The sequence below is a fragment of the Streptomyces sp. NBC_00620 genome (assembly GCF_026341825.1).
Lineage (GTDB): Bacteria > Actinomycetota > Actinomycetes > Streptomycetales > Streptomycetaceae > Streptomyces.
Genome location: NZ_JAPENY010000001.1, coordinates 914,679 through 926,497 on the forward strand (window position 1 = coordinate 914,679; position 11,819 = coordinate 926,497).

Here is an 11,819-nt window from a genome sequence, read left to right on the forward strand (position 1 = left end):
GACGTACAGGGTAAGAACGCGGTTCGAGAGGTGGGCACACAAGGTGGCTAGGAGCAGCTCGGGATTCGTGGCCGGGCTCACCGTGGCGGCGATCGCAGCAGTCGGCTTCCTCGCCTACCAGGCGTCCGCGAGCGTGCCGGACACCCTCGGCAAAGCGGACACCAGCGCGTCGCCCAAGGCCTCCGCCTCGAAGACCCCCAAGAACACTGCGAACCCGAAGGCGCTGCCCACCGCGTCCGGCACCGGCGAGCGGGTCGTCTACTCGACGGACGACGACCGTGTGTGGCTGGTCGCCGCGAACAACAAGGTGCAGCGCACCTTCGAGGTGACACCCGGCACGGTGGACCCGGCCGCGGGCACGTACGCCGTCACGACACGCGCCAACACGGTCACCGGGTCGGACGGGGCACAGATCGAGCACGTCGTCCGGTTCACGACGGTCGACAGCATCGCGATCGGCTTCAGCGCGGCACTCAACGGCTCGACAGCCGCCCCCGACAGTTCCAAGAAGCTCGGCGGCATCCGCGAGTCCCGAGCGGACGGCGACGCAATGTGGAACTTCGCAACGGTCGGCGTAAAGGTAGTAGTCGTCCAGTAGCGCACCCCGTCAGGGAGCGCCCCGTCAGGGGCGCGGGGAACTGCGCGACCAGCCCCCACCGGCCCGCGGACGAGGACTACGCAGCTTTACGGGGCTGTTCAACGCCGGCGGCGTCGGGCAGCGGCGCACGCGGCGGCCGCGACACGGCCTCGGCAGCGGCACACGACGCCAGCAGATCCCGCATCGACACCCCGACGGCTACGCGCGGCGGCTGCTGCTGCGCCGGCACGTCACGTTCTGAAGCCGACCGCTCTGAAGCCGACATGGACGCCTCCTGGGCTTCGGGGGCTACCGTGGTTAGGTAGACCTAACCACGGACTGATGTCCATGTGACCACGCCCGGGACGCGAAAAGCAACATCTTGCCGACGTCTTGTCGGAACGTTATTCGAATGTACGAAGAAACGGCCGCGCCCACCGCGCCCAGGCTGCGCGAACGCCCGCGCTCAGGCCGAGAGCACACTCAGATCAGCCGTCGCCCAGCGCCCGCCGAGCCCGGTCAGCGTCACGTGCCGTACCTCGTCCGTGGTGTCCCCCACGGCCCGGTGGATCACGACGTGCAGCCGGTCGTCGGTGAGCTCCTCGACCTTGCCCTCGCCCCACTCCACGACGATCACCGAGTCGGAGAGCGATACGTCGAGATCGAGGTCCTCCATGTCGTCGAGCCCGCCGCCGAGGCGGTACGCGTCCACGTGGACCAGCGGCGGACCGTCGCCGAGAGAGGGGTGCACGCGGGCGATGACGAAGGTCGGGGAGGTGACCGCGCCCCGCACTCCGAGCCCCTCGCCGAGGCCGCGCGTCAGTGTCGTCTTGCCGGCGCCGAGCTCGCCGTTCAGCATCACGAGGTCACCCGCGCGCAGCAGCTTGGCCAGACGGAGGCCCAACTCGCGCATTTGTTCAGGGGAGTTGACGGTGAACTGGACGCGGGCCCCCGCCGCGGCGGGCTCAGCCGGGTTGTGCGGTGCTGCTGGTCGTTCCATAGCCACCAACGGTAGCTCCTGCCGGGACGGCGCCCGCGCGCATGAGGAGGTCCGCGAGACGGTCTATGACGACCTCGGGGTGCTCGAGCATCACGAGGTGTCCGGCGTCCGGCACGAGCACCAGCTCGGCGTCCGGCAGCAGATCGGCGATCGCCTCGCTGTGCTCGCTCGGGGTCACCAGGTCCTTGACCCCGGCGAGGACGAGGACGGGCATGTCGGCGAAGTACGCGAGCGCCTCGGTCTTGTCGTGCTCGGTGAACGCCGGGTAGAACTCGGCGACCACGTCGATCGGCGTGCCCTCGATCATCCGCTCGGCGAACCGCTCGACGGCCGGGTCGACGTCCCGTCCCGCGAACGAGTACCGCTTGATGACCCCGGCGAACAGATCGGCCGTGGCCCGCCGCCCCCGCTCCACCAGGGCGGCCTGCTGTCCGAGCGCCTTGAGCACACCCGGCAGCACCCGCCGCACCGCGTTGACGCCCGCGACGGGCAGCCCGAAGTTGACCTCGCCGAGCCGCCCCGAAGACGTACCGACGAGCGCGGCGGCGACGACCCTTTCGCGGATCAGTTCGGGGTACTGGTCGGCCAGCGCCATCACCGTCATACCGCCCATGGAGTGCCCGACGAGCACTATCGGCCCCTCGGGCGCGGCCGCGTCGATGACGGCCTTCAGGTCCCGGCCGAGCTGGTCGATGGTGACCGGCTTGTGCTCCTCGACCTGGGCGACGCCCCGCCCGGACCGCCCGTGGCTGCGCTGGTCCCAGTGCACCATGCGCACCACACCGCGCAGCGCGGCCCGCTGGAAGTGCCAGGAGTCCTGGTTGAGGCAGTAGCCGTGGCTGAAGACGACGGTGACGGGGGCCGGGGCCTTGCGGCCGAACAGACGCCGGCGGCGACCGCCGAGCGGGGCCTCGGGCTCGACGTCGTCGACCTCGTAGTACAGCTCGGTGCCGTCATCGGCGTACGCCTTGCCGGGGGTGCCGCGCAGCGCGCCGTACGGTCCCGCGGAGTCGAGGGCGAGCCGGGCCCGCTCCCGCATGCCGCGGCCGACCGTGAGCCGCTCTATGGCGACTCCGGCGGCGGCGCCGGCCGCGACCACGCCTATGGCGACGCCCGCGATACCGGTTGCCTTGCGCCAGTTCCCGGCGGAGGCGGCGACCGCCGAGGCCGCACTCGCGACGGCCTCCGCGCTGCTCTCGCTCACTTCCCGCTCCTCTTCGCCGGTTTCTGCACTGTTCGGGGTACTGCCGTGTTCCGCACCGTTGGAGATACAGGCGCGCCTGCGTCGCACATCTATTCGCTGTTACCCGTTTTGTTCGTCATTCACCTTCACGTACACACGCGGTACGCGGGTTCCGATCCGGGTGATGATTTCGTACGCAATTGTTCCCGCGGCCCGTGCCCAGTCCTCGGCGGTCGGCTCGCCCCGGTCGCCGGGCCCGAACAGCACGGCCTCCGCACCGACTTCCGGCTCGTCCCCGCCGAGGTCGACGACGAACTGGTCCATCGCGATCCGACCGGCGACCGTCCGCAGCTTGCCGCCGACCAGCACGGGTCCGGTGCCTGAGGCGTGGCGCGGGATGCCGTCCGCGTACCCGACGGGCACGAGGCCGAGGGTCGTGTCGCCGGGGGTGATGTAGTGATGCCCGTAGCTGACGCCGTGCCCCCCTTCCACGTGCTTCACCAGCGCGAGCGACGCGCTCAGCGTCATCACCGGGCGCAGCCCGAAGTCGGCGGGGGTGCCGATCTCGGGGCTCGGCGAGATGCCGTAGACCGCGATTCCCGTGCGTACGAGATCGAAGTGGCTCTCGGGAAGGGTCAGCGTGGCGGGCGAGTTGGCGATGTGCCGCACTTCGGGGCGGGCGCCGCGCTCCTCGGCGTACGTCACCATCTCGCGGAAACGGGTGAGTTGGGCCTGGATGGAGGGGTGGCCGGGTTCGTCGGCGCAGGCGAAGTGCGACCAGAGGCCGGTGAGGGTGATCAGCCCGTCGGCCTCGGCGCGCAGAGCCTGAGCGACGAGTTCGGGCCAGTCGGCGGGCTGGCAGCCGTTGCGCCCGAGACCGGTGTCGGCCTTGAGCTGGACGCGGGCGGGGGCGCCGATGTCCCGGGCCGCCTGAGTGACCTCCCGCAGCGCCCACAGACCACTCACCGACACATCGACGTCGGCCTCGATGGTCTGGGCCCAGGGGCCGCCGGGCGTCCAGAGCCAGCACAGGATCCGGCCCGGCAGTCCCGCCGCCCGCAGCGCGAGAGCCTCCTCGGGGGTGGCGGTGCCGAGCCAGGTGGCGCCCGCCTCGCGCGCCGCACGGGCACACGGGACCGCCCCGTGGCCGTACGCGTCGGACTTGACCACGGCCATCAGGGCCGCGGACGGCGCGTGGGCGCGCAGGGTCCGCACATTGGCCCGGAGTGCGGCCAGATCGATCTCGGCGCGGGCGCGCAGGGGTGCTGTCTCGTTCATAGCGTCCCCAGTGTCTCAGAGGGGTCCGACAGCACCCCGGCACCGGTGGCACTCAGGTACCGGCCCGGCGGCCCCATACGTAGACCCGGTCGCCCTTCTTTAGGACGCCCCACAGCTTGCGGGCGTCGGCGAGCCGCAGATTCACACAGCCCCACGAGCCGACCGTGGTGTAGATGCTGCCGTAGACGGCATGGAATGCCTGTCCGCCGTCGAAGAACTGGCTGTACGGCATGGGGGTGTTGTAGAGCGTCGACCAGTGGTTCTTGTGCTTCCAGTAGACCTTCTTCCAGCCCGTCCGCGTCCCGTACCCGGCCCGCCCGCTCCTCATCGGCACCGGCCCGTAGATGACCTTCTTCCCCTTCTGCACCCAGGTGAGCTGACGGGTGAGATCCACGCAGGCCACGCGGTACGACCGGACAGGACACTTCTTGGCCGCGTTCGGGTTCTTCTTCGCCGACAGCAACTGCATATGAGCCCAGGTGACGGGCCCGGCGAAGCCGATGCTCGGCTTGATCTTGTGCTTCGTCTGGAAGCCACGGATGGCAAGACAGTCCGCGCCGGACTGCTTCCCGTCCACCTTCAGCTTCAGCCACCGCTCGACCTGGCGCTGATAGGGCCCGGTCCGCTTGCTGCACGCCACCTTCGCGGCGGCGTCCCCGAGCGGCACGTACTCGACGAGCGCGTACGTCGCCTCCATCGCGTCCCGCGGCTCGGCCGCGTCCTCCGTGGCGGTCGGCGTGTACACCTTCGGCGCCAGCACCTGGTCGGGCGTATCGATCTGCCACGGCTGGTACGGCCCCGGCGGCACCCCGGGCACAAGCTCCGCCTCCGGCCCGGAAGCGGGAGGAACAGGTTCCGCATACGCCGCCCCGACAGGCAGGACGGTCACCACGGCGAGCATCACCGCGATCCCACGACACGTCATTCGTCTGCTGATCATGCGATCAGCCATACGCAACGGGAGGGCGAGCACGGGTGAGCCGCGCGGAGGGGGTCGCCCGTTAGGCGGCGGGCCGACACCGACTTTTCTTCGCCCCCTCCGCCCCTACCCGTCCCGCACTTCCGGGCTACGCCCGGTTTCAGCCCGTCCGGCGTTTGAGGACGAGCGCGTCAGCGCGATACGGGGGTCTGGGGGCGGAGCCCCCAGGAACGGGACGGGTAGGGGCGGAGGGGGCGAAAAACCCTCACCTCAGCCACACACATCCCGCCAGGCACCCGGAATCGCATCAGCCACGTCATGCGCCCCCACAGGCGCCCCATCCGCAGCAAACCGCCCCGCCAGCCCATGCAGATACGCGGCAACACTCCCGGCATCGAGCGCCGACAGCCCCGCCGCAAGCAACGACCCCCCAAGCCCAGACAACACGTCCCCACTCCCCGCGGTGGCCAGCCACCCCGTCCCGGTCGAGTTCACCCGCACCACCCCACCCCCGGCGTCAGCGACCAACGTCGTAGACCCCTTGAGCAGCACAGTCGCCCCATAAAGCCCCGCAAGCTCCCGCACGGCAGCCAGCCGAGCCCCCTCGACAGACTCCCGCGAGACCCCGAGCAGCGCCGCCGCCTCCCCCGCATGCGGGGTCATCAAGGTCGGCGCCCCCCGCCCCCGCACCACCACCCGCGAGGCCAGCCGCAACCCATCCGCGTCCAACAACACAGGCACATCCGCCGCCAGCGCCTCCCCCACGCCCGACGCATCGTCCCCGGCCCCCGGCCCCACCACCCACGCCTGCACCCGCCCGGCATGCTTGGGCCCCTGGTCGGACACCAGCGTCTCCGGAAAGCGGGCGAGAACCGCGTCCCCGGCGGGCCCGACGTACCGCACGGCCCCCGCCCCACCCCGCAACGCCCCGGCCACGGCGAGCACGGCCGCCCCCGGATACCGCGCCGACCCGGCGGCGATCCCGACGACCCCCCGCCGGTACTTGTCGCTCTCAGCCCCCGGCACCGGCAGCCGCGCGGCGACATCCGCGTGCTGCAAGGCTTCCAACTCGGGGTCGGCGGGCAGTTCGGCCCCGAGCCCGATGTCGACAAGCCGCACCGACCCGGCGTACTCCCGCGCCGGATCGATCAGCAGCCCCGGCTTGTGCGTCCCGAAAGTGACCGTGAGGTCGGCGCGGACAGCGGCCCCGAGCACCTCGCCGGTGTCCGCCTCGACGCCGCTCGGCAGATCGACGGCGACGACAGCCGCGCGGGAGCCGTCGACAACCCCGACCAGCGCCGCCGCATCGGCCCGGAGCCCACCCTTGCCCCCGATCCCGACGATCCCGTCGACAACGAGATCGGCCCGGCGGACGATCTCCTCGGCGGCGGCCGGACTCACGGTCCGCCCGCCGGCCCGGCGCAGAGCCTCGACCCCTCCCGGGTGCGTACGTTCGGGGCTGAGCAGGACAGCAGTGACACCCGCCCCACGCCCCGCCAGCCGCGCCCCCGCGTACAGGGCGTCTCCGCCGTTGTCCCCGCTCCCCACCAGCAGCACGACCCGGCTCCCGTACACCCGCCCCAGCAACTGGGCGCAGGCGACGGCCAGTCCGGCAGCGGCGCGCTGCATCAACGCCCCCTCCGGAAGCCGCGCCATCAGGTCTCGCTCGGCAGTCCTCACGGTCTCCACGCTGTACGCAGTACGCATACGGTCGAGTTTCGCGCAGCTATCCCTCCGCCACCACCACAGCCGAGGCCACACCGGCGTCATGGCTCAGCGACACATGCCAGGACCGCACGCCCAGCTCGGCCGCGCGGGCGGCCACCGTGCCCGTCACCTTCAACCGCGGTTGCCCGCTGTCCTCGACGTAGACCTCGGCGTCCGTCCAGTGCAGGCCCGCCGGAGCGCCCAGCGCCTTGGCCACGGCTTCCTTGGCCGCGAAGCGGGCCGCGAGCGAGGCGACACCCCGCCGCTCACCGCTCGGCAACAGCAACTCGCTCTCCACGAACAGCCGTTCGGCCAGCCCAGGCGTACGCTCCAGCGAAGCCCGGAACCGGTCGATCTCCGCCACATCGATACCGACCCCGATGATGCTCATGCCGAGACCCTACGGCGATCCGGCACCGCCCCCTTCACCTCACCATCGGGGCAGCCCGGAAAACCGGGATCCCAGGTCAGCCGACGACAACCGTCGATCGAGAAGCGCGCCGGCAAGGACGGACGCGATCGCACCTCGCCAGTCACTCGGCAGGAGGCAATTACCTGGTCTGCTGCCTGCTCCCGGATCCGGAAGGATCCGGCAACGGCCGCGCAACCAACACGCGCCCACTCCGACTCACCCCTACGCCGCAGCAAGCTCGCACCACACTCCCCACCGGGGCCTTCTCCGCCTTCCCCGACGCCCTGAAGGGCTACTCCACCGTCACCGACTTCGCCAGGTTCCGAGGCTGATCCACCTCGTTCCCCCGAGCCGTGGCCAGCTCACAAGCGAAGACCTGCAACGGCACCGTGGCCACCAGCGGCTGCAGCAAGGTCGGCGTAGCCGGAATGCGAATCAAGTGGTCCGCGTACGGCACGACCGCCTCGTCCCCCTCCTCCGCGATCACGATCGTCCGCGCACCCCGCGCCCGGATCTCCTGGATGTTGGACACGATCTTGTCGTGAAGAACGGACCGCCCCCGGGGCGAGGGGACGACCACGACGACCGGCAGGTCATCCTCGATCAGCGCGATCGGCCCGTGCTTCAGTTCGCCCGCCGCGAAGCCCTCGGCGTGCATGTACGCCAGCTCCTTGAGCTTGAGCGCGCCTTCGAGCGCGACCGGATAGCCCACGTGCCGCCCGAGGAACAGCACCGTGTTCTTGTCGGCGAGGGACCGCGCCAGCTCCCGTACCGGCTCCATGGTCTCCAGGACCTGGTCGACCGAAGCGGAGATCTGGGACAGGTCACGGATCACGGCCAGGATCTCGTCGCCCCACTTGGTGCCGCGTACCTGGCCGAGGTACAGCGCGACCAGATAGCAGGCGACCAGCTGCGTCAGGAACGCCTTGGTCGAGGCGACCGCGACCTCCGGACCGGCGTGCGTGTACAGCACCGCGTCCGACTCGCGCGGGATCGTCGAGCCGTTGGTGTTGCAGATCGCCAGCACCTTGGAGCCCTGTTCGCGGGCGTGCCGCAGCGCCATCAGGGTGTCCATGGTCTCGCCGGACTGCGAGATGGCGATGACCAGCGAGCGCGAGCCCAGGATGGGGTCCCGGTAGCGGAACTCGCTCGCCAGCTCCACCTCGCACGGGATCCGCGTCCAGTGCTCGATGGCGTACTTGGCGATCAGCCCGGCGTGGAAGGCCGTACCGCAGGCGACGATGACGACCTTGTCGACCTCGCGCAGCTCGTGGACCGGGATCCGCACCTCGTCCAGCGTCAGCAGGCCGGACGCGTCGATGCGCCCCAGCAAGGTGTCGGCGACCGCCTTGGGCTGCTCGGCGATCTCCTTGAGCATGAAGTAGTCGTAGCCCCCCTTTTCGGCCGCTGAGGCGTCCCAGTCCACGTGGAAGGCGCGCACCTCGGCGGGGAGGCCGTCGAAGCCGGTGACCGTCACCCCGTCCCGGCGCAGCTCCACCACCTGGTCCTGGCCCAGCTCGATCGCCGACCGCGTGTGGGCGATGAACGCGGCGACGTCCGAGGCGAGAAAGGCCTCGCCCTCTCCGACGCCCACCACGAGGGGCGAGTTCCGCCGCGCGCCGACGACCACGTCCGGCTCATCGGCGTGCACCGCCACCAGCGTGAACGCGCCTTCGAGGCGCCGGCACACCAGCCGCATGGCCTCCGCCAGGTCCGCGCAGACCGAGAACTCCTCGGCGAGCAGATGCGCGACCACCTCGGTGTCCGTCTCGGAGGCCAGGTGGTGCCCGCGCTCGGCCAACTCGGCCCGCAGCACCGCGAAGTTCTCGATGATTCCGTTGTGCACGACGGCGACCCGGCCGGCGTTGTCCAGGTGCGGATGGGCGTTCGCGTCCGTGGGCCCGCCGTGCGTGGCCCACCGGGTGTGCCCGATCCCCGTCGACCCGGTCGGCAGCGGCCTTTCGACCAGCTCCTTCTCCAGGTTGACCAGTTTCCCGGCCTTCTTCGCGGCGGCGAGCCCCCCGTCCGCCGGTACGGCGACACCCGCCGAGTCGTACCCCCGGTACTCCAGCCGCTTCAGTCCGGCCATCACCACGTCAAGCGCCGACTGCGACCCCACGTATCCCACGATTCCGCACATGGGCGGCAGCCTAAGGGCCGGAAGCCGCCCGAACCCGGCACCTCGTGCCCGATATCGGAAATTCCCACCCCTGCCCGCGCTCCCCCCGGAGTAGCCCGCGTGACGGACCCCACGCCCCATCACGTCCACACTCCCGTAACAATGGACTGGTGATCTCTCCGGTCTCCTCGTTGCCGCGGAGCGCCCACCGGTCCAAGCCGGAGGCGACTCCCTACGTCGACCTCACCCGTGCCGAGTGGAGCGCGCTGCGCGAAAAAACGCCGCTCCCGCTGAACGCCGAGGAGGTCGAGAAGCTGCGCGGCCTGGGCGATGTCATCGACCTCGACGAGGTGCGGGACATCTACCTGCCGCTGTCCAGGCTGCTCAATCTGTACGTCGGTGCCACGGACGGGCTCAGAGGCGCCCTGAACACCTTCCTGGGCGAGAAGGGCTCCCAGTCCGGCACGCCCTTCGTGATAGGCGTCGCGGGCTCGGTGGCCGTCGGAAAGTCCACGGTCGCCCGCCTCCTGCAGGCCCTGCTCTCCCGCTGGCCCGAGCACCCGCGCGTCGAGCTGGTCACCACGGACGGCTTCCTGCTCCCCACCAAGGAGCTCGAGGCGCGCGGCCTGATGTCGAGGAAGGGTTTCCCCGAGTCGTACGACCGCCGCGCGCTCACCCGGTTCGTCGCCGACATCAAGGCGGGCAAGGACGAGGTGACGGCCCCCGTCTACTCGCACCTGATCTACGACATCGTCCCCGGCCAGCGGCTCACGGTCCGCCGCCCCGACATCCTGATCGTCGAGGGCCTGAACGTCCTGCAGCCCGCCCTGCCGGGCAAGGACGGCCGCACCCGCGTCGGTCTCGCCGACTACTTCGACTTCAGCGTGTACGTCGACGCCCGCGCCGAGGACATCGAGGCCTGGTACCTCAACCGCTTCCGCAAGCTGCGCGCCACGGCATTCCAGAACCCCTCCTCGTACTTCCGCAGGTACACCCAGGTCTCCGAAGATGAGGCGCTCGACTACGCCCGTACGACCTGGCGGACCATCAACAAGGTGAACCTGCTGGAGAACGTGGCGCCCACCCGCGGCCGCGCGACCCTCGTCGTGCGCAAGGGCCCGGACCACAAGGTGCAGAGGCTGAGCCTGCGCAAGCTTTGACATGCTCCTTGCCCTGAAGGGCGAGGATTCCGGCCGTCCCTACCGAGTGCTGTGCCGCTGCGCGGCACGGCTCCTGGTGGGGATTCCGTGGCTTCCTGTTTCTTGACGCCGTGCCAGGATCGCTCCTGGTCCTACCGGCGCTCCGCAGGCTGATACCGCCAGTCCGGCGGCCGTCTTGACGTTGGTTGCGGCGTTGACGTCACGGTCGTGGACGGTGCCGCAGGCGGCACAGGTCCATTCCCTCACGTCGAGGGGCTTGGGCCCGTCCTTGACTCCGCAGACAGAGCAGGTCTGGCTGGTCGGCTCGAACCGGTCGATCTTGACGAAGGTGCGCCCGTATCGGGCGGCCTTGTACTGGAGCATGTTCACGAAGGATGACCAGCCCGCGTCGTGGACCGATTTCGCCAGCCGGGTCCGTGCGAGTCCGTTCACGGCCAGGTCCTCCACGGCGATCGCTTGGTTCTCGCGGATCAGCTTGCTGGAGAGCTGGTGGTGGAACTCGCGGCGGGCATCCGCCACTTGCACGTGGGCGCGGGCGACCTTCAGGCGGGCTTTGTCACGGTTCCTGGATCCCTTCTGTTTGCGGGACAGCTCCCGCTGGGCCTTCTTCAGCTTCTTCTCCGCCCGGCGCAGGAAGCGCGGCGAGGAGACCTTCGTGCCGTCGGACAGGACCGCGATGGGGGTCCCCCCGCGCGAGCGAAGCCGCGCGTGGGGGAGGGTGAGACCGAGATCGATGCCCACACTCTGGCCGGTGTCCGGCACGGTGACGGCGTCGGTGTCCGGGTCGGTGTCGATCACGAAAGAGGCGAAGAACCGGCCCGCACTGTCCTTGATGACGGTGACCGAGGTGGGGGTGGTGGGCAGGGTCCGGGACCAGACGACCTTCACCGCCCCGATCTTGGGCAGGTGCAGCCGTCCGCCCGGGGTGATGGACCAGCGGGCGTTGGCGGTGAACCGGATGGACTGCCGGGTGTCCTTGCGGGACTTGAACCGGGGAGCAGCGATCTTCGGACCCTTCCGCTCGCCCTTGAGACAGGCGAAGAAGTTCCGATAGGCGGACTCCAGATCCCGCAGGGACTGTTGGAGCACGACCGCGGAGACCTCACCCAGCCAGGACCGCTCCGGGCACTTCTTCGCCTCGGTCACCAACGCCCTGGACAGCACGGCCGCCGACGGATACGGGGCACCCGTCTCGTGGGCGTCGCGGCGGGCGCGCACGGCGTCGTTGAACACGACCCGTGCGCACCCGAACGCCCGCGCCAGAGCGCGTTCCTGGCCGGGCTCCGGGTACAGGCGAAAGGCGTACCGGAGCTGCATGCCGCCGATCGTATGAACGAGGCCCGCTCTCATGAACCCGGAACATCCGTTCCCCACATCACCCCTGCCAGGCAGAAGACAACGAGCCCTCCCCGGCTCCGCCGGCAGCAGCGTGCACCGACACCCACTACCGTGCCGCTCCACGGC

The 11,819-nt window shown here is 70.4% G+C and carries 11 protein-coding genes; 2 read left to right on the plus strand and 9 right to left on the minus strand.

Annotated elements, in window-relative coordinates; genetic code table 11:
* The first annotated feature begins 43 nt into the window (after nucleotides 1-43).
* Nucleotides 44-598, plus strand: a complete 555-nt coding sequence (locus OG246_RS04020) for a hypothetical protein (RefSeq protein WP_266455898.1) — start codon at nucleotides 44-46, stop codon at nucleotides 596-598.
* 76 nt (nucleotides 599-674) lie between these two features.
* Here OG246_RS04020 and OG246_RS04025 read toward each other — a convergent pair whose 3' ends face one another.
* The 8 genes from OG246_RS04025 to glmS form a co-directional block, all read right to left on the minus strand.
* The gene (locus tag OG246_RS04025) at nucleotides 675-863 is read right to left on the minus strand and encodes a hypothetical protein (RefSeq protein WP_266455901.1); all 189 of its coding nucleotides are present in this window, start codon (nucleotides 861-863) and stop codon (nucleotides 675-677) included.
* Between the two features lie 180 nt (nucleotides 864-1,043).
* On the minus strand, nucleotides 1,044-1,577 hold the full coding sequence (gene tsaE, locus OG246_RS04030) for a tRNA (adenosine(37)-N6)-threonylcarbamoyltransferase complex ATPase subunit type 1 TsaE (RefSeq protein WP_266455904.1): 534 nt from the start codon (nucleotides 1,575-1,577) through the stop codon (nucleotides 1,044-1,046).
* On the minus strand, nucleotides 1,543-2,781 hold the full coding sequence (locus tag OG246_RS04035) for an alpha/beta fold hydrolase (protein WP_266455907.1): 1,239 nt from the start codon (nucleotides 2,779-2,781) through the stop codon (nucleotides 1,543-1,545). Before OG246_RS04035 ends, tsaE begins: the two co-directional genes overlap by 35 nt.
* 99 nt (nucleotides 2,782-2,880) lie before the next feature.
* On the minus strand, nucleotides 2,881-4,038 hold the full coding sequence (alr, locus tag OG246_RS04040) for an alanine racemase (RefSeq protein ID WP_266455909.1): 1,158 nt from the start codon (nucleotides 4,036-4,038) through the stop codon (nucleotides 2,881-2,883).
* A 52-nt stretch (nucleotides 4,039-4,090) separates the two neighbouring features.
* Nucleotides 4,091-4,978, minus strand: coding sequence for a L,D-transpeptidase (locus OG246_RS04045; RefSeq protein ID WP_266455912.1), 888 nt, complete (start codon nucleotides 4,976-4,978; stop codon nucleotides 4,091-4,093).
* Nucleotides 4,979-5,227: 249 nt separating this feature from the next.
* On the minus strand, nucleotides 5,228-6,664 hold the full coding sequence (locus OG246_RS04050) for an NAD(P)H-hydrate dehydratase (RefSeq protein ID WP_266455915.1): 1,437 nt from the start codon (nucleotides 6,662-6,664) through the stop codon (nucleotides 5,228-5,230).
* A gap of 19 nt (nucleotides 6,665-6,683) precedes the next feature.
* Complete coding sequence (locus tag OG246_RS04055; RefSeq protein ID WP_266455918.1) at nucleotides 6,684-7,055, minus strand: holo-ACP synthase; 372 nt, start codon at nucleotides 7,053-7,055, stop codon at nucleotides 6,684-6,686.
* Between the two features lie 313 nt (nucleotides 7,056-7,368).
* A complete protein-coding gene (glmS, locus tag OG246_RS04060) occupies nucleotides 7,369-9,216 on the minus strand; it encodes a glutamine--fructose-6-phosphate transaminase (isomerizing) (RefSeq protein WP_266455921.1) in 1,848 nt (615 codons plus the stop codon).
* Nucleotides 9,217-9,365: 149 nt separating this feature from the next.
* Between glmS and coaA the strand changes: the two genes are divergently transcribed.
* Nucleotides 9,366-10,355 (plus strand): type I pantothenate kinase, encoded by a 990-nt coding sequence (gene coaA / locus OG246_RS04065; protein ID WP_266455923.1) that lies wholly within the window; start codon nucleotides 9,366-9,368, stop codon nucleotides 10,353-10,355.
* 39 nt (nucleotides 10,356-10,394) lie between these two features.
* On the opposite strand, the gene OG246_RS04070 is transcribed toward coaA, so the two are convergent.
* Nucleotides 10,395-11,672 (minus strand): RNA-guided endonuclease TnpB family protein, encoded by a 1,278-nt coding sequence (locus tag OG246_RS04070; RefSeq protein ID WP_266455925.1) that lies wholly within the window; start codon nucleotides 11,670-11,672, stop codon nucleotides 10,395-10,397.
* Nucleotides 11,673-11,819: the final 147 nt, after the last annotated feature.

Excerpts from the sequence above, each read along its gene's own strand:
- OG246_RS04070 (WP_266455925.1), bottom strand. The coding sequence starts at position 11,672 with ATGCAGCTCCGGTACGCCTTTCGCCTGTACCCGGAGCCCGGCCAGGAA.
- glmS (WP_266455921.1), bottom strand. The coding sequence starts at position 9,216 with ATGTGCGGAATCGTGGGATACGTGGGGTCGCAGTCGGCGCTTGACGTG.
- OG246_RS04045 (WP_266455912.1), bottom strand. The coding sequence starts at position 4,978 with ATGATCAGCAGACGAATGACGTGTCGTGGGATCGCGGTGATGCTCGCC.
- OG246_RS04025 (WP_266455901.1), bottom strand. The coding sequence starts at position 863 with ATGTCGGCTTCAGAGCGGTCGGCTTCAGAACGTGACGTGCCGGCGCAG.
- OG246_RS04050 (WP_266455915.1), bottom strand. The coding sequence starts at position 6,664 with ATGCGTACTGCGTACAGCGTGGAGACCGTGAGGACTGCCGAGCGAGAC.
- alr (WP_266455909.1), bottom strand. The coding sequence starts at position 4,038 with ATGAACGAGACAGCACCCCTGCGCGCCCGCGCCGAGATCGATCTGGCC.
- tsaE (WP_266455904.1), bottom strand. The coding sequence starts at position 1,577 with ATGGAACGACCAGCAGCACCGCACAACCCGGCTGAGCCCGCCGCGGCG.
- OG246_RS04055 (WP_266455918.1), bottom strand. The coding sequence starts at position 7,055 with ATGAGCATCATCGGGGTCGGTATCGATGTGGCGGAGATCGACCGGTTC.